This is a genomic window from Paenibacillus piri, from assembly GCF_004354045.1.
Taxonomy (GTDB): domain Bacteria; phylum Bacillota; class Bacilli; order Paenibacillales; family NBRC-103111; genus Paenibacillus_S; species Paenibacillus_S piri.
In genome coordinates this window covers 1-18,385 of sequence record NZ_SMRT01000008.1, presented here as the reverse complement: position 1 = coordinate 18,385, position 18,385 = coordinate 1, and the positions used below count along the sequence as shown (strand labels likewise).

Here is an 18,385-nt window from a genome sequence, read left to right as displayed (position 1 = left end):
GGTATGGAAAGTTTACGGCCGCCTTTGAAATTAAGTTGTTACCGCAAGGCATATTAAAGACAACTTAAATTTCAACAGCGGTGGAGTGCCATCCCTTTCTTGGAAGAACGGTACTATGAATAAATATTCACGGCCTCTTTTTTGTCAGGCAGCCCCCTAACCCCTTATTTCAAAACATTCTTACCTTCCGTGTTATACCAGTTAGTCCAATATTCGATCGCTTTATCTCCACCGGCCGATTTATACCTGTTGACATAGTCGTCCCATGTTTTGTCGACGTCGGCGTTGCCGAGCATCGCTTTAGTCGTATATTCGCTTGTAATTTTGCCCAGATTGAACCCGATCAGATCGGGATAATACGGCAGCGCCGCGCTCAGCAGGTCCGGCTTGCCGATTTTGGCCGCCATCTCCAGGTTGTCTACCGCTTCCTTCGGATAAACGACACCGATATACTTCTTGACATCGTCGGTCAGCTGTCCGGTTCTCACGAGTGAGAACGACCAATGAATCGGTGCAAGCTGCTGCTGGGTGAGCTCGATTTTGCCGTTTGCTTCTTTATAGTTGAAGTCCGGCACACCAAGAAATGAAAACTTCATGCCTTCCGGAGAAACCGCCCAATCGAGAAACTTCATTAGCTGATCGATGTTCTTGGTTGTTTTCGGAATCGCCACATAATGCCGGTTCAAGCTCGGATACGAGAAGCTGGCGGGCTTGCCGTCCGACTGCAGGGGCAGCGGAACCGCAATATATTGGCTCATGACCTCCTTCGGAATTTCCAGGCCGGAAGGATAATGCCAGAAGCCGGAAATGACGCCGTATTTCAGCGACTTGAATTTTTGCTGGAAAATCGGCGATGTTACGGTCGGGAACTCCGGATCGAGAATTTTTTCATTCACCAGCTTGTTCATAAACTTCAAAAATTCCTTATATTCCGGCGTAATTTCCGGAGGCGTCACCTTGCCGTCGCGGATCGAGTAGGCTTCCGCATTAAAAGCCGCCTTGAACGTTCTCGCTCCGTTGTCCACGTTGTTGGTAGTCAATAACCCGAAGGTATCGTTTTTGCCGTTGCCGTCCGGATCATTCAATGTAAATGCTTTCATCACGTTGTAAAAATCGTCAATCGTTTTCGGAACCGGCAGTTTCACTTATCCAGCCATACCTTGTTGACGTAGACGACTTGGCTCAAGCCGTCCGGACGGCTGTAAGGAAAGGCAAAAACTTTTCCTTTCTCGGTGACCGGCAGCCACGAATCGGCGGGCATCACCTTTTTAATATTCGGATATTTCGCCGTATCTTTAATATAAGGGCTTAAGTCGGCCAACAAATCGTCTTTGGCATATTTCATAATTAAATCGCGGTCACCTACGGCAAAAGCATCCGGATAGCTGCCGGAAGCCATCAATACGTTCAGCTTATCGACATATCCGGCCGTTCCCGGGGAATCCAGTACAACCTCGACGCCCGTCTTCTCCTTCAGAAAGCGGATATATTCGTTATCCGTCAATGACATTCCCTTTGGATCGACGTTATAGTCGAACATAACCTTGAACTTGAACGGTCCCGCGCTCTTTGATTTATCCGCGGCACCGCCCGCTCCGGCCGTTGTTCCGCTCGAACCGCTGCAGCCCGCAATAGCGGTGCAAGCAGCCGTAATTAACAGAACCGGAACCGAAACGGTTTTCCAAGCGACCCTTTTCATACGACTTCCTCCTTCAAATGTTTAGGATAGTACCGCCCGTCAACCTGATTCCGAACGGTACCCCCATTGTTCAATGATGCGGAAAAAATCGCAATTTACAATATTTCGAGTCGTGTAAAATCTTTTAGATCAGACCATGTTCATTTTTTTGTACATTCCGCTGCGCTATTAATTTGCTGCGGTATTCGCTCGGAGTGAACAAGTGCAGCTTTTTAAAATTACGGATGAACGAATGAACGGTATCGTAGCCGCACATTTCGGATATGCGTTTGATTGCAAGGCTCGGGTCTTCCAGCAGCTGCTGCGCCTTTTTTATCCGCAGTTGGTTCAAATATTCTAGAAACCCGCAGCCGAACTCATGCTTCATTAACGTGCTGACATAGGATGAATTGATGCCTAGCGAGTCGGAAATGGTCGTTAGCGATATGGACTTATCATAGTTAGCGTGAATGTAATCGACAATCAGCTGCAGCGTTTTATTGTTGGAATTTTTACGCGACATTACGGAATCCGAAACCTTGCACGCCACCTGTTTCACATAGTCCGCTTTATCCTGCAAAAATTCATAGCTGTACATATTCATAAAAATATCGCCCTGCACGATCTCCGCCATTTCAATCCTCAGCTCAAGCGTCATTTTCACGATCCCGTACAGCACATTGGAAAAAAACGCATTCATCCGGTCCAACGAGAAACGTTCTTCATTCACCAAGCTGTTGATCTTCGCTTGAAGCTGAATTCCGAACTCATCCGTCTGCCCTTCCTTAAGAAGCATGCACAGCTTGGTGATATCGGCTATTCCGTAAGTATAGTCGTCCGTTTTCTTGGCGGCAATGTCGCGGTAATGGATAATGCTGAGCTTGCCGTAGATCGTTTTGAACCCGACAGCCTGCAGCGCTTCATAATATCCGCAGTGCACCCGGTTGAGTCCGTCCTGAATGCGGCTAATTCCAGCGCAAATAGTCAGATTGCAATTATCTCTGATCTCATTTTGCAAATATTTAACCGTACCCCCCAGCCGCTGCAGCATGGCTTCTTCATCCATCTCTCGGGGGACGGAGACGAGAATTGCGATTTTTTCCAGTTCAGCCTTTACCGAATAACATGCATAGGTAGTCATAAACGTCCACTTGATTGCGTTGTAAACCGTTTTATCCATAAAAAACCGTTCATCCTGTTTCATACTCAGCAAGTAGTTGTAAAAGTCGTCAATTTGAAAAACAATTACCATAAACCGGTCCGAAGGGAAGTTCAGCCCAGTCTCCGTCATTTTGTCGCGGATATCCGCGTCCTTCAGCTTGCCTGACATGACATTCAACACAAAATGGTGTTTGAGATCCTCCAAATTTTTGTTGAATGAAATTTCCAGCCTTTCAATCGGTTGAAAATACGATCTTCGGATGTAAGCGTAAATGAAGAAAATTAACCCTATTAAGAAAGCAGCCAAAACGATAATCATATTTCTGCGATGCTTCCATGAAGGCGACAGCTCGACCTGCGGCGTAAATGATATCATCTTCCATTCTCCGCCCGGCTGTCCGGATACGGCCATATAAAATTGCTCCCATTTGACCGGCTTATCCGTTATTTTGTTCAAATCGGGCAAGCGGTCCAGCGGCAGCGAGTCGATATCGACATCTTTGCCGGCACGTACGGTTAGAATGCGGTCCGCTTTGCCCATCAGAATCATCGCGTAATTATCCGGCGTTGCGGCAAGCAGCTTCCGTTCATCGACGTTGAGCGCTACAAGCCCCTTGTCTCCCAGCGAACCGACAAAGGTAATAATGTCCTTTTTGTTTAAATATCCGGCCTTTTCCTCTCTTTTTCCGACCCAATGCCCGTCTTTCTCATTAAAATCGCTGAACAGCTCCTTTTCGGGGAACTGTTCGAGCGCGGTAAATTCATGATTGGAGGCTAATACCATATTGTTGACTTTGCTGTATATATAGACGGAAACGATAAGCGGATTGCTGTTAATGATTTTAAGCGAGTTTTCTTGAACTTCGCCTAACATGTACATATTGGAAATGAGCGGCTTCGGCTGCGACAACCATTGTGCGAGGCCCCGGTCCAACGTCAGCTGGTAGTAAATCGAATTGATTTGTTTTTCCAGTACTAAAGAAAGGGAGCCCATATTTTGATGAGTGACGTGGAATGAATCGACAAACCGCTCCGAAGTATCTCTATGGATTTTGATCAAGTTCACTGCGTACGCGAGCACCCCTATAAACACGACGGCCATGACTAGCAGCACCAGCTTCTTTCTCGGCAGCTTCGGGCTTGTGATCATCATGTTTCTCCCCCTGTAAATTATGATTCCAATAAAATAAACATATTTCAAAACATTTTAGAAAACGCTGCCATGTTATTATAACATTTTATACATGGCGGTTAAGGTACATTTCTTTGACTCAAAAATTTGGCAAGCCGAAAACTAAAAATATATACACAATCCGTTATATTGTAAATTTCCGGTCCTATTCGGCGCCCCTATAATAAAGGCAACATCCATCAGGGAGGCGAAAAGAAATGAGAACGATGACGGAACCGCAAAGCCGCGCGCTGCAGCGGGAGAAGCGCAAGCCGCTCGCGGCCGCTTGGTTAACCGCGACCAAACATAAATATTTGTATGTGCTGCTGCTTCCCGGGCTGCTGTGGTATTTTATTTTCCGGTATTTGCCGATGTACGGGGTTATGATCGCATTCAAGGATTACAATTTTTCCAAAGGCATCTGGGGGAGCCCATGGGTTGGATTGAAGCATTTTGAATTTTTGCTGCATAATCAAGATTTTTATGCAATCGTACGCAACACGCTCGTCATTAACTTGTACGAGCTGATATTCGCTTTTCCGGTGCCGGTCATTTTGGCCCTGCTTCTCAATGAAATGAAAAATCTGCTGTTTAAAAGAGCCGTGCAAACCGTTGTATACTTTCCGCATTTTTTATCGTGGGTCGTATTCGGGGGAATCATCATTCAACTGCTGTCGCCGAATGAAGGGCTGATCAACAACATACTGCGATCGTTAGGCATGGAACCCGTCTTTTTCATGAGCAAATCGGAATATTTCCGTCCGATCGTCGTTATTTCATCCATCCTGAAGGAGTCCGGCTGGGGTGCGATCATTTATTTAGCGGCGCTAAGCTCTATCGATACGGAGCAGTACGAAGCGGCAACCATCGACGGAGCTAACCGCTGGCAAAAGCTGGTGTATGTCACCCTTCCGGGCATACGCAACACGATACTGATTATGCTGATTTTGAAGGTAGGGTATTTGCTGGATGTCGGCTTTGAACAAATTTATATCCTGTATAATCCGTCCGTTTACGATGTCGGCGATGTGCTGAGCACATACATTTACCGGATCGGCTTGCAGAGCGCCCAGTTCAGTATTACCGCGGCCATCGGCCTGTTTCAATCGGTTATCGGCTTTTTCTTAATTTGGGGAACGAATCGGCTTGCCAAAAAATACAGCGAGGTTTCCTTATGGTAACTAAGAAAGGAGTGACCCTTATGTCCATCAAACTATCTGCGAACCTGTGGATCGGCGCGCTGCTTACCGCTTTCGCCATCCTGACCTTTCTTCCATTTTACTATGTGATGCTGGCATCCGTCAGCGATTCCAATCTGATCAAGGAAGGCGAGCTTCTGCTCCTGCCAAGAGGCTTTAACCTCAAAGCGTACGGATTGATATTCGATAACCCGCAGTTTCTGCATTCGTTTATGGTGACGGTTACCCGGACGGTGCTCGGCTTGGGGGTTAATCTGCTGCTGCAGCTGACGATTGCCTACGCGCTGTCCAAGAGGTATCTTCCGGGAAGAAAGGCGTTCATGCTGTATATCATCATTACGATGATGTTTAACGGCGGAATCGTGCCCACCTTCTTAATCGTCAAAGCCACCGGATTGATCGATACGATCTGGGCGTTAGTTATACCGACCGCTATCAGCACGTGGAACGTTATCCTGCTCCGCACCTTTTTTGAAAACGTGCCGGACAGCCTGGAGGAATCGGCAAAAATAGACGGAGCCAACGACATTTATATTTTCGCGAAAATTTATTTGCCGTTATCGCTTCCGGCCATTATGACAATCGGCTTGTTTATCGCCGTCCATCATTGGAACGCTTTTATGGATGCGGTTATTTATACGAGCTCGGCCGATCTTAAGGTGCTGCAGCTGTTTTTGCGGGATATGGTCATTCAGATGGAAATGGCGGCCTTGATGGGAGATATGTCGGCGATGAGCGAGGTTTCGTCTTTATCTATTCGCACAGCGTCGATCTTCCTGGCGTCGCTTCCGATTATTGCGGTGTATCCGTTCATCCAGCGCTTCTTCGTTAAAGGCGTGATGGTCGGGGCGGTTAAGGGGTAGTCATGTGCTATTCATGAAATGATCCCCGGCCCGGCGGGCCGGGCATTCCACAGGAGGTTGTGAAACAAATGGCCAAAAAAATCGAGTTAAAGCAAGTCTTGGAGCTCTCCCTGGGCTCAAGTATCGGCATGCTGCGGGCGTTTCCCGTTCGGCTGGGCAAGGGCAAACAGGCTATAGCCGCCGTATACAGCGCCGACTTCGACATTGATCCATATTATGAAATGTTTTTCTTCCCGACGGACACGTTAAAGCTGACCTTGTTTACCCAGGAAGGCGAAGTGTTGTGGACGCGGGATTTCGGTAAAACCGTCATTCCGGGCATATGGTTTTGTCCGGTGTTTCCGTTTGATCTGGACGGGGACGGTACGGATGAGATCTGGTATGTTCATAACCGGAATGAGCAGCACCAGCTAAGCCTGCTCGACAGCTGCCTGGAGCGCATCGACGGCAGGACGGGGCAAACGATCGGGCAGTACCCCTGGGTGTACCCGGATAGACAGCAGCCGTTATCCACCCAGTTCCGCAATTTTATAGCCGGAGGATATGTAAAGGAAGAGCCTGTGCTGGTGACGGCGCAAGGCACGTACGGCAATATGTTCCTGCAGGGTTGGAACCGGGATATGAGCCCGCGCTGGGAGTTTCAGGTCGGCAAAGATGAGGCGGGCGCCCGGGGAAGCCACTTATGTCCGGTCGTCGATCTCAATCACGACGGAATTGATGAAATATTATGGGGCGAGCGCTGTATCGAGCTCGATACCGGCCGTGAGCTGTTCTGCGCCGACCGCGATTCGTACCGCGGCCATTCCGACATTATTCAGCCGATGCGCAGCCGGGACAACGGCGAATGGAGCTTATACACGATCCGCGAAAGCGATCATGAGGCTTCGCCGCGCGTGCTGCTGTACAACGCCGCCGGCGAGCGGCTGTGGGGCAATGTCGAACGCGGCCATATGGACATGGGCTGGACGGCCCGCCTGAAAGATGACGGCGGCCATGTCGCGATGGCCATCCGCATCGGCGCCAAAACCTGCGGGCCGGACGGCCGCTTTCACCAGGATCGCGACGAGTTCGTCTTCGACGCCGCGAGCGGACAGCCGTACACGCTGCCATTCAGCGTGTACCAGACGATCCCCGTCGACCTGAACGGCGACGGGTTTCACGAGCTCGTGCGCGGCATCCCCGGCGGCGACGGCGAGGTACTCGACCGCCATGGCCGCTCCTGCGGCCGGGTCGGCGGCACCGTCGCCATGGCTTCGCGCTTCATGGATTTGCCGGGCGAGCAGCTGCTCTGCTTCTACCCGGACGGCATGATCCGCATTTGGGCGGACGCCAATGCGGAGGACAGCGGGCCGGCGCTCGAGCGCTACCGCCACCCGTTCTATGCGTCCAGTCAACGGCTGACCGGCGTCGGCTATAATCTGTGCCTCATGTGCGGGCTTTAACAACCAAAATAACAACCTCCAAAGCCACAGAAATCCGTGGCATTGGAGGTATATTCGTTCCTATTAGGAGAACCGGCTTGTTTGCATTAACCTTGCTTATACATAAACGAAGATTCTCCATGAATAATGCTGCAAATCAATGGAATCCTAACTTCAAAAGGAGCGTGAAATAATGGAAAAAGATAAGAACAACCATGAGCCTACTATTGCGCCGGGCATGAATACGCATGATCCGCTTGAAGAAGAGGCAACCGAGGAAGAAATTGAAAACAAAGACTATACGGAGGTTACCCGGTTATACGTCGACCGCACGCCGGAGGACTGACGGGCTGCTCCATCGTTATTTCTTGAAGTTTTCTTCGTATTTCTTCTGGGCCTCTTCCATCATTTTGGAGCCGCCCGTTTTTTTCCATTCTTCCACATACTTGTCGAAATCGCTGACGGGGCGTTGACCGGTGATGATATCAATGAAATATTTCAGCGTTATTTGATCCAGCGTATCAATATTTTCGTTGTACGCAGGCATTTGAACCGGCTGCAGCATGTCGTATTTTCCTTTACCGATATGCTCGGACGCTTTACGAAGCGGCATCAGCTCGTTAAGCGTCATATACGGCGTCTGAAAATCGTAATCGTTGAACGATTTGCCCAGGAATGTATACTGCTGCCCGATCCCGAATTTGATCTGCTCTTCTTCTTTGTCGTATGGAGGAAGGTAAATGAAATCGCCTTTCTCCCCCTTCTTGTACGTCTTGCCTTGTTCTCCGTATACGATATTTTCGAAAATCTCCGCATCAAAAGCCGTGGCATCGGCCACCTGCAAATATTTGGCCATCTTGCCTTTGTCCTGCTCCATGTGCTTGCCGAATTGGCCGCCGGAGCTTGCAATCGGATTCAGCTGTACGGTCCCCTGCTGTCCGTCCGGACCTTTGGGTCCCGCAGTCAGCGCCCAACTGGCGTTCGGCACGCTGCCGCGAAGCTTTTCATAATATTTGCCGTCAAAAAACGCGGCCCGCTGTATAAACTGATACCAGGAAGCGGTTACCATTCCGGCTTTGCTCGAGATGACTTTATCGTCTACATTTTGTCCTTTATTCAGCACGAATTCGGGATCGATCAGCTCTTCCTTATACCATTTGCTCAATACCGCAAGCGCCTGCTTGGCTCCCGGTTCAATCTCGCCGCGGACGATCTTGCCGCCCTGCTCGGTGAACGTACCGGGAAACACGCCGAATGCGCCGAATACCGGACTGAAAATGTCTTTGACCGTTACGGCTTGCCCTGTCCAGCCGTACGTATCCTTTTTGCCGTTTTTGTCGGGATCGTTATTGCGGAATTTGCGCAGCGCGTCCTCGAATTCTTCCAGTGTCTCCGGCTGTTTGGCGATGCCTACATTATCAAGCCAGTCTTTACGAATTCCAACGACCGTACGGTCCGGCCCCAGCGTCTGGATGATCGGCAGCGAATAATTTTTGCCGTCTCTACGGAAAAACTTCAACGGATCATCGCCCAGATGCTTCTTCAGCCAGGCCCAGTAATGCGGGGCATTCTTCTCGATCATCTCTTGCGGGATTTCCGCTACCGCCCCTTGATTGACCAGCTTCTCGTATTCGGGAAAGCCGAGATCCACCCACACGTCCGGAATTTCGCCGGATGCTACCTTCAGCAGAAGCTCTTCCTTGTAATTATCCTTCGATCTGGGGAGCTGCTCCACCTCGACGTTGAATTTTTGTTCTACATATTTAACGGCATAAGAATCCTTGACCGTTTTATCGAAATTTTGATTCAGGTAGGTCAGCTTGTATTTCTTGTCGGGAGCGGGCGAATCGGTTTGATCCCCGGCCGCGTCCTTTGTACTGCAGCTTACAAGCAACGCCCCGAGCAACGCTGCGCTTAAAGTCAACGGCATAGCCTTTTTCACAAATAACCACCCTTTCGTTTTCGGAATAGAAGGAAAGATCACCCTTTGACAGCACCGATCATAACGCCTTTTACAAAATACTTTTGTACGAAAGGATAAACCGCGAGCATCGGAATGACCGAAAACATAATGACCGTGGCCTGCAGTTGGCGCGTAGAGAACATGTCCTTCTGATCCAACTGATACAGCATCGCGTTCAGCTGATCCATGTTGTTGTCCACGATAATTTTTCTGAGTACGACCTGCAGCACCTGCTTCTTCGGATCGGTAATATAAATCAGCGCGTCGAACCAGGCGTTCCAATGCTGGACGGCAATCCACAAGGCGACGGTGGCGATCACGGGCTTGGATAGAGGCACGATAATTTTACGGAAAATAAAGAAATAGCCGGCTCCATCCACACGCGCCGATTCTTCGAGGCTGTCCGGAATGGATCTGAAAAAATTTCTCATGATGAGCGCATTAAAGGCGCTGATCATACTTGGCAAAACCAACGCCCAAATCGAGTTGAAAATACCCAAGTTTTTCACAAGCAAATAATTCGGAATCAAGCCTCCGCTAAACAGCATGGTGAACAAAACGAATGACGTAATCGTTCGGTTAAACGGCAAATCTTGTTTGGATAGCGGATACGCAAACAGCGCGGTAAACGTCAGACTAAGACTTACGCCCAGTATCGTGCGCAGGATCGTGTTTCCATAACCCGACCAAATGGCTTTGTATTGAAAGATAACATGGTAGCTCTCAAAGGACAGCTTGCTTGGAAAAAGCACCACGCCCGTGTTGTATAAAGTGCTTTCATCACTGATCGAGGTCACCACTTGATTCCAAAATGGATACAGCGTAACGACAGCGATCACGATCATGAACAAATAAAGCGAGCCTTCACCCAGCTTTTCTGCGGTTGTTTTTCTCGTTTGGGTCATTCGTTATTCCTCCGTCAAACATACGAGTTACCATAAAGTATGGTCTTTTCCTCCCATCATGTTTACCGTTTTGTTGACAAGCACGATAAGCACGAGAGCTACAGCCGATTTAAAAAGCCCTACGGCCGTGGCGTAGCTATAGTTCGTTTCCACCAAACCTTTTCGGTAAACGAACGTATCCAGAATGTCCGATACCCCGTACACTTTAGGGTTGTACATATTGAAAATTTGGTCGAAGCCGGCGTCCAGCACATGAGCCATACGCAAAATAAGCATAATGGAGATGACGGGCAGCAGCATCGGCACTGTAATATAGATGATTCTCTTGATCCGGCCTGCACCATCCATGATCGCCGCTTCCTGAAGCTGCGGGTCGATTCCGGCTATAGCCGCGAAATAAACGATCGAGCCCCAACCGAACCCTTGGTAAATATCCGTAATGATCAGAATCGAACGAAAATAACGGTCATCCGCCATAAATAAAACAGGATCTGCGCCAAACAGCTTGACGATCGCATTAATGGGGCCATTCAGCGAAAAAATGCTTATAAAAATGCCTGCCATTATGACCCAAGACATAAAATGCGGCAAATACGATATCGTTTGGACCCATTTTTTGAACCGTTCTCTGGTCAATTCGCTCAGCAAAATAGCAAACAGGATCGGAACAGGGAAAGCGAACACAATTTTATACAAGCTGATGAGGATCGTATTTTTCAGAACGCGATAAAAGTTGGGATCGGAAAATACTTTATGAAAATGATCCAAACCGACCCAAGGACTGGCCATAATCCCTTGCATGATTTTGAAATTTTTGAAAGCGAGGACAACGCCGTACATCGGAACATAGTGGAAAATAAGAAAGTACAACAGCCCCGGCAGCAGCATAAAATACAGAACGCGGTAGCTTCGTATTTTTCTTCTTAATTCACTTTTGAATTTGGAAGCGATTTCAGCTTTTCGGTCGGTTGCGATGGATTCCTGCAATTCACCTCTCTCCTTCCCGTCAATGAAGGAATGCGCATTCATTCTTGAATATTAATATAGCACAGCGTGAAATTGTTTTAATTATCAGATTTTTTAGAATTATATCTAATTATTGCTTTCTGTATTTCGGAATGGTCAATTTCATCAAGGTGCCTTGTCCTTTATCGCTTATAACGGTAATGCCGTACCCGTCGCCGAACATGAGCTTGATGCGCTCATTCACGTTTTTCAACCCGTAGCCTTTGGATTGTGTGACCAGGATATCGTCCTGCAGCGCCTTCTCGATGCCCGGTCCGTTGTCCTCTACCGAGAATTCAATTGAATCTTCGCAAGCCTTGGCCGTGATCACCAGTTTGCCTCTGCCTTCTTCTTTCTGATCGATCCCGTGCATAATCGCGTTTTCAACAAGCGGCTGAATAGATAGATTAACCGTATCGTACCGGTATACCTCGTCGTCGATCTGATAGCTCACATCGAAGCTATGGTCATGCATGACTAACTGAATATCGACAAACGATTGGATGTTATGCACCTCGTCCTTCACAGACGTTATGCTCTCTCCCCGGTTCAAAGACGTTCTGTAAAATTTGGATAATGTAGTCGCAACATGACTGATATCGGAAGCGCCGATTTTCAAAGACTTCCAATTAATGACGGACAGCGTATTGTACAAAAAGTGGGGATTAATTTGGGCTTGCAGCGCTTTAAATTCCGCTTCCTTCTGAATAATTTTATTCTCGTAAACTTCCGTGACCAATTCATTAATGCGGTGAAGCATCATGCCGAAGCGGTTGGTCAGTTCCCCGATTTCATCCGAATGCTCGCTGCGCACATCCATTTGCAAATTGCCGTGCTGCACCTGCTTCATCAATTTGTTCAAATGATATATGCGCCGAATCATCGTGTGTGAAAATAAGGAGATGAACGCAATCAAGATGGCGATACAGGTAATGATAAGCACAACCGTTGCCTTTACGATGCTGCTTGCATCCATCGATATATCCCGCTCCGGGATATAATAATGAATGACCCAGCCTTGCGGCGGAAGCGGCCTGTTAATCACGATATAACGTATCCCCCCGATATCGACCGTATTCTCAAACTGTGAGGGGAGCCCCACAATCTGTTGCTGCAGCCGGCTATTATCCTCCCGGTTTGAATAAACGACGCCCCGCTGTCCATCCGTGATCAAAATTCCGTCGCGCCCCGACTCTGAAGTGGAGAACGAGGATAGCGATTCGAAAAATTGCTCCTTGTTCAGCTTCAGGTATACCACGCCCGCTATGTTGTTGTACAGAATCGTAGGAAACTGCCTGTACACGACAAGCTCCCCTCTTTCCAGAGCCCATCCCGTTTTTTTCTGCTGTATGGAAGGGTTGTACCAGCCGCCGCTATCTTCCTTGATTCGGTCCACAGAAAGGATGGTATCGCCGTACTCGGGCATATTAGGCATATACACGGTGAGCTGTACAATGTCCCGGTTCAAGCTTTTGATCATTCGGAAGAAGGGGTCTACATATTTTCTCAACTCCTCGGAGAGCAGCGCAAGGCTCGCATAATTCGTCCCCAAAATTCGCTGAAGCCCGGTGTTCATTACGACCGAATCGACCGTCCGCACGTACTGCTCCGACTTGTCGCTCATCCCTCTCGCTATTGTACCGACTGCATCCTGTAAGCCCTGGATCGTCTGCTTTCGAAGAAACAGCTTCGACTGCTGGTAAGAATATGTCCCGAGCAGCGCCATCGGAATGAAGCTTACGATCAGATACGATAAAATAAGCTTTTGTTTGAAGCGCATATTTCTGAAGGCTTGGAGCCAGGTGCTCATAATCAATCCCCTTCCCTGTATTTAGCCGGCGTGGTTCCGTAATAATTTTTGAAGATGGAACAAAAATAAGCAAAGCTCGAATACCCGACCTCGGCAGAAATATCGGCAATTTTCATATTGGTGCCGCGGAGCAGCTCACCCGCTTTTTCCAACCGGTAGCAGGTGATGTATTTGATGAGGCTGGCCCCGGTTTCTTTTTTGAACAGATGGCTTAAGTAGCTCGGCGACAAGCAAGCTTTATCCGCCAGCGATTCCAAGCCGATGTCTTGCCAGTAGTCACGGTGAATGATCTTTAACACTTCAGCGATCACCTTTCTGGATGGTTCGACAGCATGCCTCGGCTTATCCCCCACCAGCTCGGTCATCAGTTCCTTAAGCTGCAGCAGACTTTCCGTCCTGTAGATTTGCTCGGCTAACTGCTGAATTGAAATGTGAGGGCCGCGCGTAAAGCTTTGCACATATTTTTTAGCGATCTCCGTGCACATATATTTGACGTAACTGGTTGATGAGCGGCTGCCCGCTTGCAGCTCCGCAAAGAGTCTCTCAATTCCGTTCAAAATCAAATGAGATTCGCCGTAGCCGATCGTACGCGAAATTTCCTCCAGCACAGGATCGAGGTTAACCGTCTCTTCCGATATTGAACCTGTTTCCATGTACAATAGTGCCGATGGCTGCAGAAAAAATTTGCTCTCCAGCAATCGCTCCATCTCCTGATATTCATCCGGAATCTTCGCCGGATCGGTTAATAAGCCGCTGAATACGAGCACACTATCCGCGTCGTAATGCGTGAGGAGAAACTTCTGAAGCTTCAAGCCATGCGCTTCCAGCTGTGTCTTGTCCCACGCCTCCTCCGTACGTACGAACAGGACGCTTTGATATTCGTTTAAATTGACATAGTGAACATCCTCCTGCAAAGTACCCATCAATTGCGAAGCAAACGTTTCTTCAACCTTATCAAAAAACTTTCCCCGCATTTCCAATAGAAGGAGTCGAAACGGCATTCCCGCTTTCATCCAGCCGTAATCGTTCAAAGCCGCAGCGGCGCCGTTCGCTGACTTGCTTCCATGCAGCAAATCAAGCAGCATCTGCTCCTGCACATAACGGCTCCCTATCTCGTACACTTGCTGAAGCTGCTGCGATCTTGCTTTTTGTTCCCGATCTTCGTCGCATAGACGAACAACCTCGGTCACCACTCCGAGAAACTCGGCCACCTCCACAGGCTTCAACAAATAGTGCACCACCTGGATTTGGATGGCTTGTTTGGCATATTCAAAATCCCCGTATGCGCTTACAATGATGATTTTTAATTTAGGCTGAAGCGCCTTGGCCTTCGCCGCCAGCTCCAATCCGTCCATAAACGGCATGCGGATATCGGTGAACAAAATATCGGTTTCATGGTTTTGTAAATATTCCAACGCTTTAAGGCCGTTCTCCGCTTCATCCGCTTCGAGACGCAGCCCCAGCTTATCGATTAAAAATTTCACGCCTTCCCGTTCAATCCTCTCATCGTCCACGATCAAAGCCTTATACATGATAAAATCACCTTCCGCTTCGGTTATGCTCATTCCTTAATTATCACTTTACTTTAGAGCACTCCTGCGGATAAAGTCAATTGAGCGGGTTCTCTTCGGCCCCCTGGAACGCAAAAAAAGCCACAAATGGCTTTAGAACGGGAAAGCGATCCATCCTGACCAAGGATTTTATCGGCAGGTAAGAGCCGACAATTATGACAAAGTCGCCTGGTTTATGGATAAAACAACATCTCCATAGCAATAATAGTGGGAAAACGTGAATTTTTCGCAAATCTTCAACTCTCAACTCGAAGAACGAAGGAGCCCTGGTCACAACTTGAACGAATCCCTAGAGATTATAATAAGAACGATCCTTGCCTATTTATGGCTATGGTTGTACACGAAGTTGATCGGCATGCGCCTGATTGCGCATAGCTCGTACCACTTGTTCGTGCTTACGATGATGATCGGGACGATCGGCGGTAATATGGCATTCAATATCAAGGTCAGTTTGCTGAATTTCATCTTGTCCTTGTTTGTCATCAGTGTAATCGGGTATGCGCTGATGAGAATATCGTTGTACAGCAAGAAGGCCGACGCCGCTATTTCCGGAGAGCCGATCGTGATTATTAAGGACGGCGTATTGTTGCAAGAGGAGATGAAGAATTACAAATACTCGATGGAAGCATTAAGGCAAGGCTTGAGAGGGAAGGGAATTTTCGAACTCGAGCAGGTCGAGTTCGCGGTACTGGAGCTGAACGGAACGCTGTCGGTACTCAAGAAACGGAAATACCGAAGCGTCACTTGGCAGGATCTTGAAAGCATCACGAGGCAGTAAAGTGTTCCTTAGATAGACGCTGAGTACCTTCGCCCCATAAAATGGGGATTTTTATTTTCAAGGCGTATATCCAGCGGCGCCAGAATGCTTCAAACTGACTTGTAATGTCCATATCGCTTGCGGCGTTTTCATTGCTTCCCACGCTGAACCGACTAAATGTATATGCTGAAAGCGCTCCCCCCTATTATAGCTCTAACACGTGAGCTCCGAACTCCTGTTCTAAACTGCCGAAAGTAGTTAAAGTAAAGTTGTTCGTAGCTGTCGCTTAAGTAAGCCGACTTGTTGCTATCCGGCACCCTGTACTTGTTCAATGCGGCAATCATTTCACTGCCGGATCTGATTCCGAGGCCGTGACCGTAATACTTGCCATTTTCTAATAAAATAACATTTTCTCCCCTCCACCAGGGAGTTTTGGGAGAGAAGTCGGGGTTCTCGAAATAAAGCACATCCCCGGCTTCGGCTTGCTGAACATTACTTCTTCTCAATATCCGTAAGTTGCTGTTATAATGCCAGTCAAATAATAGCAAATCCGCAAACAGCCTATCGAATTGTTCTGGATTGATGGAATCCAATACCGCCTTGTATAAAATGATCACTATAGCAGTTGCGCATTCGATTGCATACTTGCTTCCGTTCCGGAATATATCATTTATTGCATCACGGGGAGCAACTCCATCCTTGAGTTGAATTCCTCCGTACTCTGTAATTGTCCAGAACGCATCATTACATCTGGTATTTTTGAACCCGGCGAACTGGATTCCGCTTTTATTTAACAATCGGGCTGCTTCCACAACTCGGCCCCGCATATGCAGCTCGAACAAAAACTCATCCATGGAGTCGTACTGTTGTTCAAACGAGCTACCCATCTTTTTTTGGTAAATGATCCGCTCCAGCTCGGGAAGCATAGTATCATCAAAATTAGTCAGTTTGTTCCCGGCGATGACGATCATGGACTAACATCCCTTTCCATGTAGTTTTACTTAGTGTATGGGCCACATCGGAATATGTGACTGGTATCTCTTGACTCACATTTATATTTTGGCTTCCGCCGCGTATCGTGTTCCGACGTCCCCCCTCGTCGGGGGTTCTCATCAGCCTCCTGTAACGCAAAAAAAGCCACAAGTGGCTTTTAGACGTCCCAGGAGGGATACTCGCCTGCGGAGAGACTCCGCACAGCCATCCTTTATCGGATGGCGATCGTGCTCCGACGTCCCCCCTCGTCGGGGGTTCTCATCAGCCTCCTGTAATGCAAAAAAAGCCACAAGTGGCTTTTGTAGAACGTCCCAGGAGGGATACTCGCCTGCGGCGAGACTCCGCACAGCCATCCTTTATCGGATGGCGATCGTCCTCCGACGTCCCCCCTCGTCGGGGGTTCTCATCAGCCTCCTGTAACGCAAAAAAAGCCACAAGTGGCTTTTGGACGTCCCAGGAGGGATTCGAACCCCCGACCAACGGCTTAGAAGGCCGTTGCTCTATCCAGCTGAGCTACTGGAACATAAATGGAGCGGGTGATGGGAATCGAACCCACGCTACCAGCTTGGAAGGCTGGAGTTCTACCATTGAACTACACCCGCTTGCATATATTTTATAAAATGGTCGGGACGACACGATTTGAACATGCGACCCCCTGGTCCCAAACCAGGTGCTCTACCAAGCTGAGCTACGTCCCGAAGATTATGGTGCCGGTAGAGGGACTTGAACCCCCACGGTTTCCCTCACGATTTTGAGTCGCGCGCGTCTGCCAATTCCGCCATACCGGCCTATTTAATTGGAGCGGAAGACGGGAATCGAACCCGCGACCCTCGCCTTGGCAAGGCGATGCTCTACCGCTGAGCCACTTCCGCATAGCAGTCTTTCTTAAAGACACATGCTACATTTTACAATATATTAAGAAACAATGCAATAATTTTTTTTCAAACGGGACATTTCTGGAGCGGAAGACGGGAATCGAACCCGCGACCCTCGCCTTGGCAAGGCGATGCTCTACCGCTGAGCCACTTCCGCAAATTATGCGCGTAGAGGGACTTGAACCCCCACGGTCGCCCGCTAGATCCTAAGTCTAGTGCGTCTGCCAATTCCGCCATACGCGCATGAAAAAATGGTGAGACATGTAGGATTCGAACCTACGACACCCTGATTAAAAGTCAGGTGCTCTACCGGCTGAGCTAATGTCTCATAATAGAAAGCTGGGGATCTAGGATTCGAACCTAGGCATGACGGAGTCAAAGTCCGTTGCCTTACCGCTTGGCTAATCCCCAATAAAGAAAAAATGGGGCGATCGATGGGACTTGAACCCACGAATGCTGGAGCCACAATCCAGTGCGTTAACCCCTTCGCCACGACCGCCATATTAAGCTATAGAAAAGCTGAAATGGTGCCGTCGAGAGGACTCGAACCTCCAACCTACGGTTTACGATACCGTTGCTCTACCAATTGAGCTACAACGGCGAATCATTTACTTAAATGGCGGAGCCGACGGGATTCGAACCCGCGGTCTCCTGCGTGACAGGCAGGCATGTTAGGCCTCTACACCACGGCTCCACACATCTTCGAAGCTATTCACTTCGAGAAAATTGGTTGCGGGGGCAGGATTTGAACCTGCGGCCTTCGGGTTATGAGCCCGACGAGCTACCGGGCTGCTCCACCCCGCGTCAGTAATATTATGGTGGGCGCTGACGGGATCGAACCGCCGACCCTCTGCTTGTAAGGCAGATGCTCTCCCAGCTGAGCTAAGCGCCCAAATCTTAAATGGTGACCCGTAGGGGATACTGTCTACTTCGTAGCCAGACTGCGAAGCCGATGCTTTCGAAGCCTATGCTCCGACGAACCTCGGGGTTCTCATCCCTGTACTGGTATAAAT

Annotated in this window: 14 protein-coding genes and 14 tRNA genes; 5 read left to right on the top strand and 23 right to left on the bottom strand. The window is 48.7% G+C overall.

Annotated elements, in window-relative coordinates:
• Positions 1-164: 164 nt before the first annotated feature.
• From E1757_RS17250 to E1757_RS17240, 3 genes are all read right to left on the bottom strand, one after another.
• Positions 165-1,145, bottom strand: coding sequence for an extracellular solute-binding protein (locus E1757_RS17250; protein WP_133230304.1), 981 nt, complete (start codon positions 1,143-1,145; stop codon positions 165-167).
• The gene (locus E1757_RS36910; RefSeq protein ID WP_133230302.1) at positions 1,142-1,699 is read right to left on the bottom strand and encodes an extracellular solute-binding protein; all 558 of its coding nucleotides are present in this window, start codon (positions 1,697-1,699) and stop codon (positions 1,142-1,144) included. The genes E1757_RS17250 and E1757_RS36910 overlap by 4 nt, the downstream gene beginning before the upstream one ends.
• Before the next feature lie 124 nt (positions 1,700-1,823).
• On the bottom strand, positions 1,824-3,992 hold the full coding sequence (locus E1757_RS17240; protein ID WP_133230300.1) for a helix-turn-helix domain-containing protein: 2,169 nt from the start codon (positions 3,990-3,992) through the stop codon (positions 1,824-1,826).
• Positions 3,993-4,228: 236 nt separating this feature from the next.
• Here E1757_RS17240 and E1757_RS17235 point away from each other — a divergent pair, with 236 nt between their 5' ends.
• The 4 genes from E1757_RS17235 to E1757_RS35840 all read left to right on the top strand — a co-directional run bounded on the left by E1757_RS17235 (position 4,229) and on the right by E1757_RS35840 (position 7,839).
• On the top strand, positions 4,229-5,191 hold the full coding sequence (locus E1757_RS17235) for an ABC transporter permease (protein ID WP_133230298.1): 963 nt from the start codon (positions 4,229-4,231) through the stop codon (positions 5,189-5,191).
• Positions 5,192-5,211: 20 nt separating this feature from the next.
• A complete protein-coding gene (locus E1757_RS17230) occupies positions 5,212-6,072 on the top strand; it encodes a carbohydrate ABC transporter permease (RefSeq protein WP_246079241.1) in 861 nt (286 codons plus the stop codon).
• A 68-nt stretch (positions 6,073-6,140) separates the two neighbouring features.
• Positions 6,141-7,514, top strand: coding sequence for a rhamnogalacturonan lyase family protein (locus tag E1757_RS17225; RefSeq protein WP_133230294.1), 1,374 nt, complete (start codon positions 6,141-6,143; stop codon positions 7,512-7,514).
• 172 nt (positions 7,515-7,686) lie between these two features.
• Complete coding sequence (locus E1757_RS35840) at positions 7,687-7,839, top strand: hypothetical protein (protein WP_165972159.1); 153 nt, start codon at positions 7,687-7,689, stop codon at positions 7,837-7,839.
• A 15-nt stretch (positions 7,840-7,854) separates the two neighbouring features.
• Here the strand turns inward: E1757_RS35840 and E1757_RS17220 are convergent, their stop codons facing one another.
• The 5 genes from E1757_RS17220 to E1757_RS17200 all read right to left on the bottom strand — a co-directional run bounded on the left by E1757_RS17220 (position 7,855) and on the right by E1757_RS17200 (position 14,708).
• Entirely contained in the window at positions 7,855-9,435 is a 1,581-nt protein-coding gene (locus E1757_RS17220) for a type 2 periplasmic-binding domain-containing protein (RefSeq protein WP_133230292.1), read from the bottom strand.
• A gap of 38 nt (positions 9,436-9,473) precedes the next feature.
• On the bottom strand, positions 9,474-10,361 hold the full coding sequence (locus tag E1757_RS17215) for a carbohydrate ABC transporter permease (RefSeq protein WP_133230290.1): 888 nt from the start codon (positions 10,359-10,361) through the stop codon (positions 9,474-9,476).
• A gap of 27 nt (positions 10,362-10,388) precedes the next feature.
• A complete protein-coding gene (locus E1757_RS17210; protein WP_246079240.1) occupies positions 10,389-11,348 on the bottom strand; it encodes an ABC transporter permease in 960 nt (319 codons plus the stop codon).
• 109 nt (positions 11,349-11,457) lie between these two features.
• Positions 11,458-13,176: a sensor histidine kinase gene (locus tag E1757_RS17205; protein WP_133230286.1), complete on the bottom strand. Its 1,719-nt coding sequence runs from the start codon at positions 13,174-13,176 to the stop codon at positions 11,458-11,460.
• Positions 13,177-13,178: 2 nt separating this feature from the next.
• Positions 13,179-14,708 carry a response regulator gene (locus tag E1757_RS17200; RefSeq protein ID WP_165972158.1) on the bottom strand — a complete coding sequence of 510 codons (1,530 nt, stop codon included), beginning with the start codon at positions 14,706-14,708 and terminating at the stop codon, positions 13,179-13,181.
• Between the two features lie 316 nt (positions 14,709-15,024).
• On the opposite strand from E1757_RS17200, the gene E1757_RS17195 reads away from it, so the two are divergent.
• Positions 15,025-15,525, top strand: coding sequence for a DUF421 domain-containing protein (locus E1757_RS17195; RefSeq protein ID WP_133230282.1), 501 nt, complete (start codon positions 15,025-15,027; stop codon positions 15,523-15,525).
• Between the two features lie 152 nt (positions 15,526-15,677).
• Here E1757_RS17195 and E1757_RS17190 read toward each other — a convergent pair whose 3' ends face one another.
• The 15 genes from E1757_RS17190 to E1757_RS17120 form a co-directional block, all read right to left on the bottom strand.
• Positions 15,678-16,475, bottom strand: coding sequence for a protein-glutamine gamma-glutamyltransferase (locus E1757_RS17190; RefSeq protein WP_133230280.1), 798 nt, complete (start codon positions 16,473-16,475; stop codon positions 15,678-15,680).
• A 471-nt stretch (positions 16,476-16,946) separates the two neighbouring features.
• Positions 16,947-17,020: transfer RNA gene (locus E1757_RS17185), tRNA-Arg, on the bottom strand.
• Positions 17,021-17,025: 5 nt separating this feature from the next.
• A tRNA-Gly gene (locus E1757_RS17180) sits at positions 17,026-17,099 on the bottom strand.
• 19 nt (positions 17,100-17,118) lie between these two features.
• A tRNA-Pro gene (locus E1757_RS17175) sits at positions 17,119-17,195 on the bottom strand.
• A gap of 7 nt (positions 17,196-17,202) precedes the next feature.
• A tRNA-Leu gene (locus E1757_RS17170) sits at positions 17,203-17,285 on the bottom strand.
• Positions 17,286-17,294: 9 nt separating this feature from the next.
• Positions 17,295-17,369, bottom strand: a tRNA-Gly gene (locus E1757_RS17165).
• An 85-nt stretch (positions 17,370-17,454) separates the two neighbouring features.
• Positions 17,455-17,529 (bottom strand) — tRNA-Gly (locus E1757_RS17160).
• A gap of 6 nt (positions 17,530-17,535) precedes the next feature.
• Positions 17,536-17,615 (bottom strand) — tRNA-Leu (locus E1757_RS17155).
• Between the two features lie 9 nt (positions 17,616-17,624).
• A tRNA-Lys gene (locus E1757_RS17150) sits at positions 17,625-17,700 on the bottom strand.
• A gap of 11 nt (positions 17,701-17,711) precedes the next feature.
• Positions 17,712-17,783: transfer RNA gene (locus E1757_RS17145), tRNA-Gln, on the bottom strand.
• A gap of 12 nt (positions 17,784-17,795) precedes the next feature.
• Positions 17,796-17,871: transfer RNA gene (locus tag E1757_RS17140), tRNA-His, on the bottom strand.
• A gap of 26 nt (positions 17,872-17,897) precedes the next feature.
• A tRNA-Thr gene (locus E1757_RS17135) sits at positions 17,898-17,973 on the bottom strand.
• A gap of 16 nt (positions 17,974-17,989) precedes the next feature.
• A tRNA-Asp gene (locus E1757_RS17130) sits at positions 17,990-18,066 on the bottom strand.
• Between the two features lie 33 nt (positions 18,067-18,099).
• A tRNA-Met gene (locus tag E1757_RS17125) sits at positions 18,100-18,176 on the bottom strand.
• A gap of 12 nt (positions 18,177-18,188) precedes the next feature.
• Positions 18,189-18,264 (bottom strand) — tRNA-Val (locus E1757_RS17120).
• Positions 18,265-18,385: the final 121 nt, after the last annotated feature.